Origin of the sequence: Bradyrhizobium sp. GCM10028915 (assembly GCF_042666195.1) — a bacterium.
GTDB lineage: Bacteria > Pseudomonadota > Alphaproteobacteria > Rhizobiales > Xanthobacteraceae > Bradyrhizobium > Bradyrhizobium canariense_D.
Window position 1 is genome coordinate 420,489 of the sequence record NZ_JBHTFN010000044.1, and the last position, 15,723, is coordinate 436,211.

A 15,723-nucleotide genomic window follows, 5' to 3' on the forward strand; every position below is an offset into this window, starting at 1 on the left:
ATTGTCTCCCTAAACCAGAAATGGCACGCGGATTGGAGCCGGAAATCGTGGCGCAATCAAGCTGGATGAGCGCCTGCCGCCCGGTCTTGCTGGCGATTTCCGACCGCGGGTACGAAAGGGCCGACGCCTGCTGCACTGCTCGCTGACCGGGACGGGCGATCCTGCTAGCTTCAGGCGAGTTTAGCCGAAAGGGAGCATCGTAATGGAGACCCTGATTGCGAACATGCCGGATGCCGCTTCTGACCGGCATTCTCACCTGGTTCGGCCGCAAGAGATGGAATGGCAGAAGACGCGCTTTCCCGGCTGCGAGGCCAAGACGCTGCTGTTCGATCGCAGCAGCGGTCTGATGACGGCCTTGATGCGCTTTGCGCCGGGATCGGTGCTGCCCGATCACGAGCATGTCGGCGTCGAGCAGAGTTATGTCATCGAGGGCGCTCTCGTCGACAACGAGGGACCGGCCAAGGGGATTACCTGCAAGGCCGGCGAATTCATCTGGCGCGAGGCGGGCAGCCGGCATGCCGCCTGGTGCCCGGAGGGCGCCCTGATCCTGGCGATCTTCCAGGTGCCGAACAAGTTCTTCGAAGCCGACGGCCGCGTCGTCGATGCCGCCGGTCAGGATTGGGACCAAACTTGGGGGCACACCGACGCGCAGCGGGCGGGGAAGGCGCGGTAGGCGGCTCTTCGAAGCTCAAGTGCCGTCATTGATGCTTCTGACGAGCGTGGTGACCTGAACGGCGATCAGCCGCCGCATCTCCTTGCCGTTCCTGGCGGTTTCGCGCAGTCCCCGCATGCCGAACACCAGGCATCGCGCCAGCACCTCCGGCTCAACCGCTATCCCGGCGGCATTCACCTGATCGCGGATGAGGTCGGCGACCAAACACTGGAAGTTGTCGTAGACCTTCCGAACTGCGGGGAAACGGAGGTCGAACAGATCTGCCGAATCGGGATGCGCCTCGATCAGGTCGAAGCCATGCGATCCCCAGGATTTACAGGCGTGGAGCAGCCTGGCGTGAAGGCCGTCGAGGCGCGCGATTGCGGCCCTGATCTCCCGATGCTTCTGCTCGTCCATTCGCTGGATCACCGCCGCGAACACGGCGTCCTTGTCGGGGAAGAGCAAATACAGCGCCGGCCGCGACATTCCCGCCCTGGCGGCGATGTCGCCCATCGTCGTGCGGGCATGGCCGTAGCGGGAGAAGACCTCCGTCGCAGCCTCGACGGCGAGCTCTTCTTTCGAAATGCTGGAACGAGCCATGAGCCTCACAAGCGTCGGAACTGAACGTCGGGTCATATTGACAAAGTATCAATAATTGTCAAAATGACCGAAAGCGGCATGAAGCCACGAGAGGTTCTGCGAGATGGACGATGAAGCGCGACTGAAGACCTGGAACACCTATCAGGCGGCGTGGGGACCCATCGATGAGGACGAGCGGCGTCGGCTGCTCGAGCAAAGCGTGGTCGCGGACTGCGTGTATACCGATCCGGGCTCGCAGGTTGAGGGACGCGACGCCTTGATGGCGCGCATCGGTCAAACCCAGCTCAAGTTTCCTGGCGCGCATTTCAGGAATGACAGCTTCCTCGAGCACCATGATCAAGGGCTTTTTCGCTGGACGATGTATGACGGCGCCGGTCGCGTGTTCGTCACGGGCGAGAGCTTCGGCCGTTTCGGCGACGATGGCCGCCTCGTTCAGGCGACGGGCTTCTTCGAGGTGCCCGCTGCCAAGTCCTGAACGCCGGCCGGCGCGGCGGTCGATCCTGCCGCTCCGGATATCGCCCTCAGGCGCCGCGCGCGAGAAGCGCCTTGAAGTCCGCGCGTGCGCGCTGCGCTTCGGCTCGCGCCACCTCGGAGGCGTCGCCGAGGCCGAAATAGCCGTGGATCAGGCCGGGGCCTTCATGATGCTTCACCGGCACACCGGCTGCCTCCAGCGCCCGTGCGTAGGCTGCACCTTCGTCGCGCAGGGGATCGAACCAGGCGGTGGTGACGATCGCGGGCGCGACGCCGGCGAGCGAAGCCGCGCGCAGCGGTGAAACGCGCCAGTCGGTCGCATGAGAGGGATCGGCGAGATAATGACCGCAAAACCACTCCATCACGGCGCGCGAGAGGAAGTAGCCTTCGGCATTCTCGGCGCGCGAGGGGAAGCGTGCGTTCTCGCGCGCGTCCGCATAACTCCCGAGGACGTCGGTCACGGGGTAGACCAGGAGTTGCGCCGCGAGCTTGATGCCGGCGTCGCGGCAGGCGATCGCGGTGGTGGCGGCGAGATTGCCGCCGGCGCTGTCGCCGGCAACGCCGAAGCGTTTTGCATCGCCGCCAAATTCCGCGACGCGGCCAAACACGTCGCTGACCGCGGCAAAGGCGTCCTCGAACGCGCCGGGAAAACGCGTTTCGGGCGGACGGCGATAATCGACGGAGACGACGACCGCGCCCGTCTCGATCGCAAGGTTGCGTGCCTGCCGGTCGTGGGTCTCGAGGTCGCCCGCGACCCAGCCGCCACCATGGAAGAACACCACGGTCGGCGCCGGCGTGGTGCCGACGCGGTAGACCCGTGCATCCAGCGGACCGGCGCCGCCTTTCACCTTGATATCCGCGATGATGTCGACCGGTGGTGGCGCTATGGCCGCGCGTGAGGCAGCCAGTGCACGCAAGGAATCGCGGGCGCTCTGTGGCGTCATCGTCGTGGCATCGCGCATCGGCAGCAGCGGAATGATCTGGGCGATGACGGGATCGAGCGGTGCAGCCATGTTGGCTTTCATGGGATCCTCACAGGGTTCTTGGTCTTGCTTGCGGGTTAGCATAGATATTGCGCGCCGCATCGGCAACCGCTCGCGTGTTGGCGCGCCAGGGGATGAACGGGCAGGGAGGTCTTGAGGTGGAATTCGAAACGCTGGTTCAGTCGCGCCGCAGCGTGCGCGGCTTCAGGAACGAGCCGGTGCCGCGCGCGGTGATCGAAGCGATCATCGACAGCGCCAAGCGTGCGCCCTCGTCGATGAACACCCAGCCCTGGCACGTCCACGTGCTCACGGGCGGTCCGCTGGAACGGCTGCGCCGACGCAACATGGAGGAGATGGTTGGCGGCGCCAAGGTGAAGCGCGACATCGTCAGTCACGGCGAGTATCAGGGCGTGCACCGGACCCGGCAAGTCGACGTCGCCAAGAAACTGTTCGGCGCGATGGGGATCGCGCGCGACGACAAGCCGATGCGGCAGGACTGGGTGCTGCGCGGCTTCCGCCAGTTCGATGCGCCGGTGTCGCTGGTCTTGACCTATGACCGCGTGCTCGATCCCGGCGCGGTCTGCCATTTCGACCTGGGCGCGCTCTGCTACGGCATCGTGCTCGCGGCCTGGGACCGCGGTCTCGGTTCGGTGATCAACGGGCAGGGCATCATGCGCTCTGACATCGTGCGCGAGGTCGTAAACATTCCGGAGGACGAGGTGATCATGACCTGCGTCGCGATGGGCTATCCTGACGACAACTTTGCCGCGAACGCGGTGCGCTCCGATCGCGAGGGCAACGACGATTTCGTGCGCTACGTCGGATTCGCCGAGTAGTGCGGGCAGAGGAGATTATTCTCTCGCCGAAATTTTTGGTGCGGACCGCTTGGCGGCCTCTTGCAATCTCGATCGTGCAGGAGGAACAATGTGCGGACTGAAAGGTTTGATGCTGGCGCGAGGGAATTGACATGCGGCGGCTCGCTAGCCTGGTTCGACGGTTCTTCGGCCCGCGAGTGCGGCGTCCGATCGATGATGATCCAAGTCTTCCTTTCACACCCGAAGAGTTCGGCCGGCTGATCCGCAGCGGCCGGCACGAGGACATGAAGCTGCTGGCCGAAGGGCTCGCCTGCCGGACCGTTCCGCGCCGCACCAGACATCGCGCCGCGCACTAGACTGGGGTCGAGACGGGTTGCTGCGCTTACCTCGTGAGAGCGACCTGCCTGAACGCGGTCAGCAGCGCCTTCTCCAACTTTCCGCTCATCCCGCATAGGATGTCATAGGCTTCGCTGCGTGGCAGCGTCGGCTTGTAGTGCCGATACTCGATCAGGGCCGCGAAGATGTCCGAGATCGTGAGAATCCGCACGATGTCGCCAATACTCTCGGCCCCGAGTGCATCCGGATAGCCGCTGCCGTCAAGAAATTCGTGATGATGCCGCACGGCATCGAGGATCTCCGGTGAGATATTGTCGTGGTCTTTCAGGAAATCGTAACCCGCAATCGGGTGAGTCTCGATCATGGCACGTTCGGCCGGATCGAGACGGCCGGGCTTGTCGAGGATGGCAAGCGGGATCCGGGCCTTGCCGAGGTCGTGGAACATGGCCGCCGAATACAGCCGCTCGAGATCGGCGCGGCCCACACCGAGACTCAGTCCGAAGTCGATCGCAACGCCGGTCACGAGCAGGCAGTGCTGGTAGGTTCCCTCGTGGTGGCGCCGCACAGTGGTGAGCCACTCGGACAAGCCATGCTGGGTGATGCGATCAGCGATCTTGCGGCCGGCTTCCTTCGTGCCGTCGACATCGATGGGCTCGCCGAGCGCGACGGCCGTGAACATCGACGCGATCGCCGTCGCCGCGGCCTCGACGGCATTGTCCTGCTGCGGCGCCTGACCTGAGGAAGCAGACGCCTCTTCGGCGGAATCAGCCAGCGCTGCCAGCAGCTTGATCTTGTCGATCGTCCCGGGAAGGACGAGCGTGGCCCCGAGCGCGTAGGCCTGCGAGATACTCATGTGAGAGGGGTGCTCGACCAGGAAGATGCGCTTCGTTGCCTTTGCGAACTTTATGGCTCGTTTCTTGATGGCCGCGATGGTGTGGACGTCACGCAATTCCGCACGGATGACGATCGCGAACGGCATCTGGGACAGCTTGGCTTCTGCGTCGAGCCGTTCGCCTGCGACGGCAAACCGTTGCTCGAGAATCGAACAGACGCTCGACAATTTTTCCGAGGAGTCAGCCAGCACATGCACGAATGGGCGTGCCGCTTCCTTCTCTCGGATGCCGCCGTCGCCTTTGACGGGGCGGGATATAGTTCGCGCGTTCTGCACGGTTGACCTGAATCATGCTGGAGTTGGATCGGGCTGATGAATCCTTGGGCCTATGTGTTCTGAGCGGCAGCCTGCACAGAGGCTGCCGGTTTCTTCTTGCCGTCTGCGGTGACGAAGTGCACGCCGGCCGTGGTGCCGTCGATCCAGACCAGTTCGCAGCGCCGGTAGGCGAGCCCCGTCGAGGACAGCAGCAGGAAGAATTCCTTGGCCTGGAGCACGTCGAGCGTGCCCTCGACCTCGATCTTGGCACCGCTTTGCGATATGTCGAGCAAAACGCAACTGCGCCGCCAAGTGCCGTCCGAGCCCATTAGATTGACAGGCTGCTTGTGATCCATTTTTACGCGCATCGCTTTGCGACCGTCGAACTTCATCGGCTAACCCCCATCTTCGGGCTGCAATTTCCCGGGTCGCCTGTGCTGGCGTTTGCTACTATTTGCCCCCATCGCACTGTCCATTGGCTGGTGGACAGAAGCAGCGTCTCGAAGATCCGTTGCGCGCGCTCGCGCTCGGAATAGGAGAGCCTTTTTCCGCTGCGGTTGCTCAGGATGGTAAGGGTGGTCTGCCAGTTTAGCCGCGACGCCCGGCACGCCATGACCAGCCCCTCGCAATCGTCATCGCTCGCGACATGCTCGATAATTTCGAGCGGCGCCCCTGAAAGCACCGACAGCGCCGTGAACAAATTGGCCGTCTCGCCGCGGATCGCAAAGCGGTTCACCGTGGAATCGTTGAGCTTGCCGACGCGGTTGAGGGCGACGATCTCCGGCCTCGCGCCCGCGTAGTCGGCCCGGCAAGGCCGCTTTGGCGGAGCCGGCTCCGCTTCCGGCACCGGCGCTGCGACGGACGGGGCGGGTGCCTTCCGGGCTGGTGGGGCGGAGAGCAGCTTGCGCACGACCAGATCGGGCGTGCCGGGCCGGAGCACCAGCGCCTTCGCGATCTCGCCGTCCTGGTCGGCCTTGGCAATTAGCGCTGCATAGGCTGCGTCGGAGAATTTCGTTCCCTGGTTCTTGATCAGGTCAAGGCAGATCGGGCCGCCGTGCTTGATCAGCGCCTCAGTCACCGTCGGCGCGATGTCGCTGCGCGCGGCGATCGCGCGTCGATGCCACTCGCCACGGGAGTCAATGACAGCCTCGAGATCGGCTGCGGAAAGTGCACGCGACTTGAGCAACACAGGACATGCCACGTCCGGACTATCGTGCGAGGCGAGACGCCACAATGTTTCGGGAGGCGCGATGTCAAGTTCCGCGAGCGCCGTGCTGAGCTGAACCAGTGCGCTGGCCTCGACCCGTTCCGTCAATCGCAGCAGAACACCGTCGACCACGTTGACGAGCAATTCCCGGCAGTGGCCGCGGCTGCCAGTGAGCAACTGCACCATGCCGGCGAGAATGCGTGCGCAACGGTGCGGTGGGTAGGTTGCGACCACCTCTTCCAATTCAGCAAGAACATCAGCAGGCGAATTTGCCATCATGGCAGGGGCCTGACCTAAAATTAATTTGGACTATCGAACTGCACCTATTCCGCCCGACAGACGTTAATTTGAAGTTTGGATTTTGCTCGTCTAGGTATATCTGCACCGCTGGCCACACGGAAAACGCTATCGAAAATTGGCGAGATTTGATGCGCCGCCTTGTCCTTGGACTTCGACGCTCGCCAACTGGTCGGCATAGTTCGAAGTGATTCTTTCAGACTTAAGGCACACGGAGCGCAGAAGCGGGCCGGCATCGTCGCCGGACGCGTGTGTTGCGACGCGAAGTTCACATTGCCATGAATAGAAGTGATGATCCGCCGACGCTGGCGCCAAAGGTATTTCGCTTCACCGACGTCGATGAATTTCGAAACGCCATACGAGGGCTCGACTTCGAGTTCACGCCTTTTGTACGGAGGATTTCGGCCGAGCAGAGTATTCTGTCGCTACCCGGCTGCGACGTGAATTTGACGCGGGCATTTCCGCGGGTCGTCGACGCACAGCTCGTCGAGAATTGTACCGCGATCGGATTCACGATGGACGATTTGGACGTGACCGTTCGATTCAACGGCGCGCGGCGTATACGACCCGTTATCGTCATCGGCAGCGGCGGCGCGGCTTACACCATCATCGAGGAGGTGCAGCGGCAAATCGCCTCGGTGGTGTTCAGGCCGGAGGTGACGGATCGCGGCTGGCCACAAGCAACCCTCTGCTTCAACATCTTCGAAACGACCGCTGCGGGCTTGAGCCGGCTTCGCGGTGTGGTCCGGGAAGTCTTGGAAGCCGCGTCGGAGCCCGTCGCCTCGCCCGACTTGCCGCTGAAGGCGGCCGGCATGAAGGAGACCCTGCTCGGCGCTGTGGACGCAATTTTCGAAAGTATCGTTCCCGCGCGATGGACCCTGCGCCCCAATGACGAGCGCAACTTCAAAGTCTTTCAGGACATCCGCGCGCTGCTTTCCGACGACCTCTCGCTGCCCATCTACAGCGACGAGATCGCGCGCAAACTCGGCTTGTCCGTTCGCACCATGCACGACGTCGCCCGCCGCTATCGTGGAATGAGCCTGCACCGCTACTTGCGCCTGCGGCGGCTGTGTCTGGTGCGTCAGCGGCTGCTCGCGGGTGCCGATAGTGTCAAGGCCGTCGCGCTGGCGTTCGGCTTCTGGCATCTCGGCGACTTCTCCAGAAGCTATCGCGACCAGTTCGGCGAGACACCGTCGCAAACGCTTGAATCCGGACGGCGAACTTAGCGCGTCAAAACGTTGAGGGCCGGCCTGATGATCTGTGCTAGACTGCTGCCCATGAGCAATCGCATTCTCGTCCTCTACGGTTCCTACCGTTCCGACCGCATGGGCATACGCCTGGCGAATTTCGTCATCGATCGCCTGCGCGCCCGCGGCGACGACGTCGTGTTTATCGACGCCAAGGCGATCGGCCTGCCGATGCTCGATCGCATGTACAAGGAATACCCCAAGGGCTCCGCACCCGAGGCGCTGGAGAAGCTCGCCGGAGAGATCCGCGGCGCCGATGGTTTCGTCTTCGTCACCGGCGAATACAATTGGGGCATCCAGCCGGGCCTGAAGAATCTTACCGACCACTTCCTCGAGGAGTGGTTCTGGCGCCCAGCCGCGATCGTGAGCTACTCGGCCGGCCGCCTGTCCGGCGCGCGTGCCTCGACCGCCTGGCATGGCACGTTGTCGGAGATGGGCATGGTGGTGGTGTCGAGCACCATCGGCGTCGGCCCGATCGCACAGACGCTGTCGGAAGCGGGTGAACCGATCGGCGAGGGCGGCAAGGCGCTGGAACGCTCGTTCCCGCGCTTCGCCGACGATCTCGCATGGTGGATCGAGGCGGCCAAGGCGCAGCGGGCGCGCAAGGCGCCGCCGTACTAAGCCCTTACGCCGACCTGACCTCACCGAGGAAGCGGTCGAACTGTCCGGCGAGATCGCGTGACTGGGACGAGAGCTGCTCGGCTGCGCCCAGCACCTCCCGCGCGGCCGTACCGGTGTCGTCGGCGGCGCGCTGCACGCCTGAAATGTTGGTGTTGACCTCCTGGGTGCCGCGCGCGGCTTCCTGGACGCTGCGGGCGATCTCCTTGGTCGCCGAGCCCTGTTCCTCGATCGCGGCCGCGATCGCGGTGCCGATCTGGTCGATCTCGCCGATGACGTCGGCGACGTTGCGGATCGCGGTGACGGTCTCGTCGCTCGCGGCCTGGATCGCCGAAATCTGCTCGGAGATTTCGGTGGTGGCCTTGGCGGTCTGGCCCGCCAGCGATTTCACCTCGGCAGCAACTACCGCGAAGCCGCGGCCGGCGTCGCCGGCGCGGGCGGCCTCGATGGTCGCGTTCAACGCCAGCAAATTGGTCTGCTCGGCGATGCTCTGGATCAGCGTGACGACGTCGCCGATCTTCTGCGCGCCCTCGGCCAGCGCACGGGCGGTGTCGCCGGTGCGGCGGGCGTTGTCGACGGCGCGGGCCGCGATCTCGGTGGACTGGGCCACTTGACGGCCGATCTCCGAAATCGAAGAGGTCAGCTCCTCGGTGGCGCTCGCGACCGTCTGCACGTTGCTCGATGTCTGCTGTGAGGCGGCGGCGACGACGGCGGCCTGGCTGTTGGTCTGGGCAGCCGTCGAGGTCATCGACTGCGCCGTGCTCTCCATGGTGGCTGAGGCGCGGGACAGTCCGCCGACGAGCTCGGTGACCTTGGCTTCGAACGCGCGGGTGATCCCGTCGAGCGCCTGTGCGCGGCGCATCTTGCCGTCGTTCTCGGCTTGCTTCTCGGCCGCGAGGCTGTCGGCCCTGATCATGTTGTCCTTGAAGACCCGGACCGCCGCGGCCATGGCACCGATTTCATCGGAGCGCTCGGCGCCGGGAATCTCTTCCGTGACCTCGCCTTCGGCAAGCCGCGACATCCGCGTCGTCAGGTTGACGATCGGGGCGCAGACGCGGCGGCGGACCGTTACGATGAGGCCGGCGCTGGCGATCAGCGCGGCGAGGAGTCCCGCGAGTGCGATGGTGAAGCTGGTGTGGGCCGCAGTGGAGGCACCGGCGAGAATCTGCTCGGCGTTGTCGTAGAAGGCGTCGCGGACCTCGATAATGGTGCTGAGGCCGCGCTGCGTGGCGGTGTAATAGGTGTCCATGTCGTGTTCGTACTTGCCGGTGACCGCACCCTCCTTCACCAGCTTGAGCTCGCGGCCGAACTCTTCGATGTAGATCGCGTTGAATTTTTCCAGCGCGGCGGCGACGTTCGCCGGCGTTGCGGGATTGCCGCGCAACTCCAGCAGCGACATCACGATCTGATCGTTGCGGCCCTGCGAGCGGCTGATCTCGGCCTTCTCGGCATCGGTCGCCGGTTTCTTGCCGCCGACGAGATTCTTGTGCAGGCTGGAGTTGAAGCCGCCCACGTCGCGCAATGTCATCGCGATGTTGGCGTAGCTTGCCTGCCGGTAGGCATCGCCGTTGAGGATCGCCATGCGGCGAACCTGCTCGTTGAGCAGCGCGGTCACGCCGGCGTTGAGCACGGCGTTGTCGGCGACGATCTTCTTGGCGGCATCCTTGCGCGCCTCCGGCGGGCCTGCCATCGCCTTGTCGATGGCTTCGCGCAGCGCCGTGAACTTCGAATTGATGGCGTCGATGTTGCCGCCGGTGGTGTTGCCGTCATCGAACGGGCCGGGCAGGTCCTTGCGCAGCGCGTTCATCCTTTCGCGGGCGGCATCGGTCTGCTTGCGCAGCTTGTCCTGCTCGGCAAGCAGCGCCGGGTCGACCGCGGGAGGGCCGTAGAGGATGTTGGTGGAAAAGCCGCGCTCGGGATTGAGGTAGCGCGGGATGTCGCTGACGGCGCGGACGATCGCCAGCCGCCCCTGCGCTTCGGTGATCCGTTCCATCGTCTGGTATTTCGTCACGGCGACGTAGACGGCGAGGCCGCCGCCCACTGTCGAGAGCGAGACGATGGCGGTGGTCAGGAGCGTACCGATTTTCATGATTCTGTCCGGCAACTGGCGCGGGAAATTATTTGCACGGACAATAGGCAGGCGATGTTAATCCCGGGTTTACGCTGGTGGCTGCGGTCACTTGGGCTGTCGCTCAAGGGCCGCGAGGATATCGAGCGTTGCCTGATCGCGCTTGCCCGAAAAATACCGGGCGAGCGCCTCGTCGAAAACGGGCTCGTCGGACACCGCGTCGAACAGCGTCATCGACGAGCGGAATTTGGCATCATCGGGCGCGCCGAGGATGGCGTTGATGGTCCGGCCCTCGACGGCGAGCACGAGCCGCGTGCATTCGATCAGGCGCGGACCGAGGATGGGGTGGGCGAGGTAGGCCTGGGCCTCGGCGCGGGAGGTGATGGCGTAGCGCTGGGACATGGCGCTGAAGCCGAGACCGGCGACCTGCGGGAAGACGAACCACATCCAGTGGCTCTGCTTTCGGCCCCGGGTCAGCTCCCCCTGGACGTCGCCATAGACCGGGTCCTGGGCCCGGACAAAGCGCTCTAGATCGAACGGATCGGTCATAAGATACCTTGGGATACCCTGGAATGGCTTGCCGGGGCCCTTGCCGGCCGCGATTATGCCTAACTTTTGGCTCCCAATGTGGTAGCTGGTAGAGAATCTCCGGGTGGGGGTGGGTCCCCTCGGGGGTCGATTTTGGGGATCTGATGGTTTCCGACCGGGCACGAGCCGAGGGGCTATTGTCGCGCCGCCGTATTGGGCGAGCCGAGACCATATTGCTGTCTCTGGCCGCCGTCGCGCTGGCACTGGGCGCTGCCGCCTGGGTCGCGGATATCGGCGGTTCGGCCTCGCTGGTCACCGCCGCACTGCCGCCGGCCAATGCGCCTTCGTTCGATGATCGATTCGCTTCGGCTTCCAGCAGTCCGCCCGCCCGCGAGCTCGGCCTGCGAACGCTGGAGCGCTCCGCGGTCAATGCAGTCCAGCTCAAATTGCGCGATGCCAAGGCGATGCTCGCCCAGAAGCTCCAGGGCGACGACTGGCGCTCGACCCTGACCGATGACGACCGGCATATGTCCGAGGAGACGAGACAATCGCAGCGTGCTGACGCCATCCCGATGCCGCGCTCGCGCCCGCCCCAGGCGGACATCTCCGCCCAGATTGCCTCGAGCCAGGCTTATGCCGAGACCAACCCCCGGGTCGACAACCGCAATTTCTTCGAAAAATTCACCGACAAGATCAGGCTGGCCTCGCTGACGCCCGACAGCGGCCTGTTCGGCAAGGCGCCGGATCTCGCCGCGCTTGGCTACGATTCGCGCACCGCGGTCTACGACATCTCGGCCAAGGCGCTTTACCTGCCGAGCGGCATCGCGCTGGAAGCGCATTCCGGCATGGGCGCGCTGATGGACGACCCGGAGCACGTCGACCAGCGCATGGTTGGCGCGACCCCGCCTGCGACCTACGACCTGAAGCCGCGCGAAAAACTGTTTCACGGCGTCCGCGCACTGCGCTTGACGCCCGCCGAGGGCACCAGCGCGCTCGGCCGCGTCGGCCTGCTCACCCACAATTACATGCTCGGGCCTCGTGGCGACTCCAACGGCTGCGTTTCGATCAAGGACTATGATCGATTCATGAAAGCCTACGACAACGGTGAGTTCAACCGTCTGGTCGTGGTGCCGAGGCTGACCCCATCGGCGACCGCCTCGCAGCGCGCGAGCACCGAGTCCTGATATCTGCTCCGGATATTCGCCTGCTACGGCGGGGCTGCCGTTTTCCTTTCGTTAAGCCGTCATCGTCCAGAAGCAGCCCATGAGTGATCCGCAAAGTTCCGAGACCCCGCTGCGCACGACGTTCAAGATCAAGCTGAACGGCGACACGCTGGCGATCGCGACCGTCGGCCAGGCCTATCAATTCCTCACCAATTTCAAATCGGTCGAGTGGATGGAATTCCGCTCGCTGCATGAAGACGCGGTCGCGGCGCTCGAAGGTGCCGCCGAGAACGCCATGCTCGTGGTGCAGGCGACCAACGCCGTGCGCGCGCTGTTTGTGAGCGCCAAGCTGCTCTGAGAGCGACACGGGAAATTTGGGAAGATTCCCGGATTGCGCTGCGCTCCATCCGGGCTACCGCTCACTAGTTGAACTCCGCTATAGCAACAGGCCATGGTCTGCGAAGATCGCGCTCAAGCCGATACGTTGAAACATAGTTCAGGGAGAGACCATCATGAAACGCCGTACATTCCTCAAGGGCGGCGCGGTTGCCGGCGCGACGACGCTGGTTGCCGCACCTGCGATCGCGCAAAGCGCGCCCGAGATCAAATGGCGCCTGACCTCGAGCTTCCCGAAGTCGCTGGACACTATCTACGGCACCGCTCAGACTTTTGCGAAATATGTTGCCGAGGCCACCGACAACAAATTCCAGATCCAGACCTTCGCGGCCGGCGAGCTCGTTCCCGGCCTGCAGGCGCTCGATGCGGTCAGCACCGCTTCTGTCGACATGGCGCAGACCCCGCTCTATTTCTACATCGGCAAGGAGCCGGCGCTGGCCTATGTCACCGGCGCGCCGTTCGGCATGAACCATCGCCATCAGGAATCCTGGTGGCATTTCGGCGGCGGCGCCGACCTCACCAATGAGGCGCTGAAGCCGTTCAAGGCGCATGCCATCCTCTGCGGCAATTCCGGCACCCAGATGGGCGGCTGGTTCCGCAAGGAGATCAAGACCGTCGACGATCTCAAGGGCCTGAAATTCCGCATCGCCGGGATGGGTGGTCATGTGCTGGCGCGGCTCGGCGTGGTCCCGCAGCAGATCGCGGGCGGCGACATCTATCCGGCGCTGGAGAAGGGCACGATCGACGCAGTCGAATTCGTCGGCCCCTATGACGACGAGAAGCTCGGCTTCCAGAAGGTCGCCAAATATTACTACTTCCCCGGCTGGTGGGAAGGCGGCGCCATGCTGCACATGATCGTCAACGACGAGAAGTGGGCGTCGCTGCCGAAGCAGTACCAGGCGATCGTCAACCAGGCCGCGTCGGCCGCGGGCGCCTGGATGCTCGAGAAATACGACAGCGTGAATCCGGCGGCGCTGAAGCGGCTGATCGCCAATGGCGCGGAGCTGAAGGCGTTTCCGCAGCCGGTGCTGGAGGCCTGCTACACCGCGACCCAGGACCATCTGAACGAGCTCGCCATCAAGAGCGACCTGTTCAAGCGCACCAAGGAAAGCCACGACGCCTATATGAAGGAGCTGCTGTTCTACACGCAGATCGCGGAGAATTTTTACGACAATTATCTGCTCGGCAAGATGCGCAACAAGGCTTGATCGCGCAAACTCCCGTAGGGTGGGCAAAGGCGCACTTGCGCCGTGCCCACCACTGCTTGCTTGCCTCGCCATGGTGGGCACGCTTCCTCCTTCGCTCTTCGAGCTACGGCGGACAAGTCGCTTTGCCCACCCTACAGCATCTATCGTGCGGTGAATTAAGCCGCGCCCAAACCCAGCTTCTCGTAAATCCGCCGCGCATAGGCGCCGAACGCGTCCGTCGTTTTCAGCGGCAGAGCCCGTGGGAAGGGCAGGTCGATGGGGAAATAATCGGCCATCTTCGCAGGTCCGGCCGTCAGCACGGCGCAGTGCGAGGACAGGAACACGGCCTCCTGGATCGAGTGCGTGATGAAGATGATGGTCTTGCCGCTCTCGCGCCAGATCCGCAGCATCTCCAGATTCATCTGCTCGCGCGTCAAGGCGTCGAGCGCGCCGAACGGCTCGTCCATCAGGATCAGTTTCGGGTCGTGAATGAAGGCGCGCGCGATGGCGGTGCGCTGCTGCATGCCGCCGGACAGCTCGCGCGGATATTTCTGCTCGTAGCCGGCAAGACCCACCAGATTGAGCAGATCGCGCGCCCGCTCGCGCGCGGCCTTCATCGGAAGACCGACGATCTCTGCCGGCAGCAGCACGTTGTCCAGGATGGTCCGCCATTTCAGCAGCAACGCCTGCTGGAACACCATGCCAATGTCGCGGGTCGGATCGAACGGGCTTTTGGCGTTGCCGATCTTGACCGTGCCGCCGTCGGCGTCGTGCAAGCCGGCCAAAATCTTCATCACGGTGGTCTTGCCGCAGCCGGACGGGCCGACCAGCGAGACCAGCTCACCCTCCTGCACGTCCATGGTGACGTCGGACACCGCGAGGAATTCGGCGCCGCCGCTGCGATAGACCTTGCGGACGCCGTGCAGGCTGATGAAGGGGCTTGAGCTCATGCCAGCCATTTATCCAAGTTTGCGGCCACGAACGCGTCGTCGCTGAGGTCGGAATGCTCGCGGTACACGCGCTCGATCTCGTCCTTCTGGCCGGGGCTCAGGCCCTCGTTCGGATCGAGGCACCACAGGCCCTGCATCAGGCCCTGCCGTCGCAGCACCTCATGGCAGCCGGCGATGCAGCCGTGAAAATCGTTGGCGACGTCGAAGAAGGCGCTGTTGCAATCGGTGACGCGGGCATCGAGCGCGAGCAAATCGGCCGGCACGCTGTCCTTGTGCCGTGCCGCTTTGCAGCGCTCGAACTGTTTGATCGCGCTCGCCGTCCACACCGACCAGTGGCCGAGCAGGCCGCCTTTGAAATAAGTGCGCGTGGTGACGCCGTTGTCGCGGAGGTCGAACGGCAGCATCAAATCGAGCAGGATGTGGTCATCATTGCCGGTATAGAGCGCAACGCGGTCGAGCGCGCCGGCTGCTGCGACGCCGCGCAAAACATCAAGGGTCCGGTAGCGGTTGAACGGCGCGATCTTGATCGCGATGACATTGTCGATCGAGGCAAAGCGCTGCCAGAACCGGCTCGACAGGACCACGCCGCCGACCGCCGGCTGAAGATAGAAGCCGACCAGCGGAATTTCGGCTGCGACCGCTGCGCAATGCGCGATGATCTCGTCCTCCGACGCGCCCTTCATCGCAGCGAGACTGAGGAGCCCTGCGTGATAGCCGATGTCGCGCGCGGTGCGGGCTTCAGCGGTGGCCTGCCTAGTCGGACCGGCGAGGCCCGCGACCAGCGCCAGCGGACGCTTGGTCCAGTTCGCCGCCGTCTCGGCGGCGAGCTCGAGCACGGGACGATAGAGGCCGACGTCACGGATCGCGAACTGCGTGGTGTGCACGCCGACCGCAAGGCCGCCGGAGCCGGCGTCGATGTAATAGCGCGTCAGCGCGCGCTGATGCTTTTTGTCGAGCTGGCGTTCGGCGGTGAGCGCGAGGGGATGCGCCGGCAGGACGGTGCCGTCGGCGATCAGCTTGCGGATCTCGCTGTTGATCTGGCTGTGGTGCATGATGTC

General features: G+C 64.1%; 18 protein-coding genes. 9 read left to right on the forward strand and 9 right to left on the reverse strand.

The annotated features are described in order from the left end of the window. Positions 1–202: 202 nt before the first annotated feature. Positions 203–673: a cupin domain-containing protein gene (locus ACFQX9_RS22125; protein WP_018456351.1), complete on the forward strand. Its 471-nt coding sequence runs from the start codon at positions 203–205 to the stop codon at positions 671–673. A 15-nt stretch (positions 674–688) separates the two neighbouring features. Here the strand turns inward: ACFQX9_RS22125 and ACFQX9_RS22130 are convergent, their stop codons facing one another. Next, on the reverse strand, positions 689–1,252 hold the full coding sequence (locus ACFQX9_RS22130; RefSeq protein WP_018456352.1) for a TetR/AcrR family transcriptional regulator: 564 nt from the start codon (positions 1,250–1,252) through the stop codon (positions 689–691). A 103-nt stretch (positions 1,253–1,355) separates the two neighbouring features. On the opposite strand from ACFQX9_RS22130, the gene ACFQX9_RS22135 reads away from it, so the two are divergent. Then, the gene (locus tag ACFQX9_RS22135; protein WP_377790487.1) at positions 1,356–1,727 is read left to right on the forward strand and encodes a nuclear transport factor 2 family protein; all 372 of its coding nucleotides are present in this window, start codon (positions 1,356–1,358) and stop codon (positions 1,725–1,727) included. 46 nt (positions 1,728–1,773) lie between these two features. Here ACFQX9_RS22135 and ACFQX9_RS22140 read toward each other — a convergent pair whose 3' ends face one another. Beyond that, complete coding sequence (locus tag ACFQX9_RS22140) at positions 1,774–2,736, reverse strand: alpha/beta hydrolase (protein ID WP_026233151.1); 963 nt, start codon at positions 2,734–2,736, stop codon at positions 1,774–1,776. Between the two features lie 128 nt (positions 2,737–2,864). Here ACFQX9_RS22140 and ACFQX9_RS22145 point away from each other — a divergent pair, with 128 nt between their 5' ends. Then, positions 2,865–3,542: a nitroreductase gene (locus ACFQX9_RS22145; RefSeq protein ID WP_026233152.1), complete on the forward strand. Its 678-nt coding sequence runs from the start codon at positions 2,865–2,867 to the stop codon at positions 3,540–3,542. A 131-nt stretch (positions 3,543–3,673) separates the two neighbouring features. Beyond that, the gene (locus tag ACFQX9_RS22150) at positions 3,674–3,877 is read left to right on the forward strand and encodes a hypothetical protein (protein ID WP_018456356.1); all 204 of its coding nucleotides are present in this window, start codon (positions 3,674–3,676) and stop codon (positions 3,875–3,877) included. Between the two features lie 26 nt (positions 3,878–3,903). On the opposite strand, the gene ACFQX9_RS22155 is transcribed toward ACFQX9_RS22150, so the two are convergent. From ACFQX9_RS22155 to ACFQX9_RS22165, 3 genes are read right to left on the reverse strand one after another with little or no spacing between them, the layout of a single operon-like run. Then, positions 3,904–5,025, reverse strand: coding sequence for an HD-GYP domain-containing protein (locus ACFQX9_RS22155; protein ID WP_085353014.1), 1,122 nt, complete (start codon positions 5,023–5,025; stop codon positions 3,904–3,906). A gap of 50 nt (positions 5,026–5,075) precedes the next feature. Further along, entirely contained in the window at positions 5,076–5,396 is a 321-nt protein-coding gene (locus ACFQX9_RS22160; protein WP_377790490.1) for a PilZ domain-containing protein, read from the reverse strand. Continuing rightward, on the reverse strand, positions 5,393–6,490 hold the full coding sequence (locus ACFQX9_RS22165) for a DUF2336 domain-containing protein (protein WP_377790492.1): 1,098 nt from the start codon (positions 6,488–6,490) through the stop codon (positions 5,393–5,395). The genes ACFQX9_RS22160 and ACFQX9_RS22165 overlap by 4 nt, the downstream gene beginning before the upstream one ends. Before the next feature lie 296 nt (positions 6,491–6,786). Between ACFQX9_RS22165 and ACFQX9_RS22170 the strand changes: the two genes are divergently transcribed. Then, complete coding sequence (locus ACFQX9_RS22170; RefSeq protein ID WP_377790494.1) at positions 6,787–7,734, forward strand: helix-turn-helix domain-containing protein; 948 nt, start codon at positions 6,787–6,789, stop codon at positions 7,732–7,734. 51 nt (positions 7,735–7,785) lie between these two features. Further along, positions 7,786–8,376 carry an NADPH-dependent FMN reductase gene (locus ACFQX9_RS22175; protein ID WP_085353019.1) on the forward strand — a complete coding sequence of 197 codons (591 nt, stop codon included), beginning with the start codon at positions 7,786–7,788 and terminating at the stop codon, positions 8,374–8,376. 4 nt (positions 8,377–8,380) lie between these two features. Here ACFQX9_RS22175 and ACFQX9_RS22180 read toward each other — a convergent pair whose 3' ends face one another. Together ACFQX9_RS22180 and ACFQX9_RS22185 are read right to left on the reverse strand one after the other, a co-directional pair. Then, positions 8,381–10,462: a methyl-accepting chemotaxis protein gene (locus tag ACFQX9_RS22180; protein ID WP_377790497.1), complete on the reverse strand. Its 2,082-nt coding sequence runs from the start codon at positions 10,460–10,462 to the stop codon at positions 8,381–8,383. Positions 10,463–10,549: 87 nt separating this feature from the next. Next, positions 10,550–10,990 carry a DUF1810 domain-containing protein gene (locus ACFQX9_RS22185; RefSeq protein WP_204511040.1) on the reverse strand — a complete coding sequence of 147 codons (441 nt, stop codon included), beginning with the start codon at positions 10,988–10,990 and terminating at the stop codon, positions 10,550–10,552. A gap of 212 nt (positions 10,991–11,202) precedes the next feature. Between ACFQX9_RS22185 and ACFQX9_RS22190 the strand changes: the two genes are divergently transcribed. The 3 genes from ACFQX9_RS22190 to ACFQX9_RS22200 all read left to right on the forward strand — a co-directional run bounded on the left by ACFQX9_RS22190 (position 11,203) and on the right by ACFQX9_RS22200 (position 13,736). Further along, complete coding sequence (locus tag ACFQX9_RS22190) at positions 11,203–12,153, forward strand: DUF2778 domain-containing protein (protein WP_085354381.1); 951 nt, start codon at positions 11,203–11,205, stop codon at positions 12,151–12,153. A 79-nt stretch (positions 12,154–12,232) separates the two neighbouring features. Then, entirely contained in the window at positions 12,233–12,490 is a 258-nt protein-coding gene (locus tag ACFQX9_RS22195) for a hypothetical protein (protein WP_007609546.1), read from the forward strand. 154 nt (positions 12,491–12,644) lie between these two features. Beyond that, positions 12,645–13,736 carry a TRAP transporter substrate-binding protein gene (locus ACFQX9_RS22200; RefSeq protein ID WP_377790500.1) on the forward strand — a complete coding sequence of 364 codons (1,092 nt, stop codon included), beginning with the start codon at positions 12,645–12,647 and terminating at the stop codon, positions 13,734–13,736. A 155-nt stretch (positions 13,737–13,891) separates the two neighbouring features. On the opposite strand, the gene ACFQX9_RS22205 is transcribed toward ACFQX9_RS22200, so the two are convergent. Together ACFQX9_RS22205 and ACFQX9_RS22210 are read right to left on the reverse strand one after the other, a co-directional pair. After that, positions 13,892–14,674 carry an ABC transporter ATP-binding protein gene (locus tag ACFQX9_RS22205; RefSeq protein ID WP_018454552.1) on the reverse strand — a complete coding sequence of 261 codons (783 nt, stop codon included), beginning with the start codon at positions 14,672–14,674 and terminating at the stop codon, positions 13,892–13,894. Next, a complete protein-coding gene (locus tag ACFQX9_RS22210; protein WP_247394912.1) occupies positions 14,662–15,717 on the reverse strand; it encodes a dihydrodipicolinate synthase family protein in 1,056 nt (351 codons plus the stop codon). Before ACFQX9_RS22210 ends, ACFQX9_RS22205 begins: the two co-directional genes overlap by 13 nt. Positions 15,718–15,723 lie beyond the last annotated feature (6 nt).

Coding starts and splice junctions, on each gene's coding strand:
- ACFQX9_RS22180 (WP_377790497.1), bottom strand. CDS start 10,462: ATGAAAATCGGTACGCTCCTGACCACCGCCATCGTCTCGCTCTCGACA.
- ACFQX9_RS22165 (WP_377790492.1), bottom strand. CDS start 6,490: ATGATGGCAAATTCGCCTGCTGATGTTCTTGCTGAATTGGAAGAGGTG.
- ACFQX9_RS22135 (WP_377790487.1), top strand. CDS start 1,356: ATGGACGATGAAGCGCGACTGAAGACCTGGAACACCTATCAGGCGGCG.
- ACFQX9_RS22170 (WP_377790494.1), top strand. CDS start 6,787: ATGAATAGAAGTGATGATCCGCCGACGCTGGCGCCAAAGGTATTTCGC.
- ACFQX9_RS22175 (WP_085353019.1), top strand. CDS start 7,786: ATGAGCAATCGCATTCTCGTCCTCTACGGTTCCTACCGTTCCGACCGC.
- ACFQX9_RS22130 (WP_018456352.1), bottom strand. CDS start 1,252: ATGGCTCGTTCCAGCATTTCGAAAGAAGAGCTCGCCGTCGAGGCTGCG.
- ACFQX9_RS22185 (WP_204511040.1), bottom strand. CDS start 10,990: ATGACCGATCCGTTCGATCTAGAGCGCTTTGTCCGGGCCCAGGACCCG.
- ACFQX9_RS22150 (WP_018456356.1), top strand. CDS start 3,674: ATGCGGCGGCTCGCTAGCCTGGTTCGACGGTTCTTCGGCCCGCGAGTG.
- ACFQX9_RS22140 (WP_026233151.1), bottom strand. CDS start 2,736: ATGGCTGCACCGCTCGATCCCGTCATCGCCCAGATCATTCCGCTGCTG.
- ACFQX9_RS22160 (WP_377790490.1), bottom strand. CDS start 5,396: ATGAAGTTCGACGGTCGCAAAGCGATGCGCGTAAAAATGGATCACAAG.
- ACFQX9_RS22195 (WP_007609546.1), top strand. CDS start 12,233: ATGAGTGATCCGCAAAGTTCCGAGACCCCGCTGCGCACGACGTTCAAG.
- ACFQX9_RS22200 (WP_377790500.1), top strand. CDS start 12,645: ATGAAACGCCGTACATTCCTCAAGGGCGGCGCGGTTGCCGGCGCGACG.
- ACFQX9_RS22125 (WP_018456351.1), top strand. CDS start 203: ATGGAGACCCTGATTGCGAACATGCCGGATGCCGCTTCTGACCGGCAT.
- ACFQX9_RS22210 (WP_247394912.1), bottom strand. CDS start 15,717: ATGCACCACAGCCAGATCAACAGCGAGATCCGCAAGCTGATCGCCGAC.
- ACFQX9_RS22205 (WP_018454552.1), bottom strand. CDS start 14,674: ATGGCTGGCATGAGCTCAAGCCCCTTCATCAGCCTGCACGGCGTCCGC.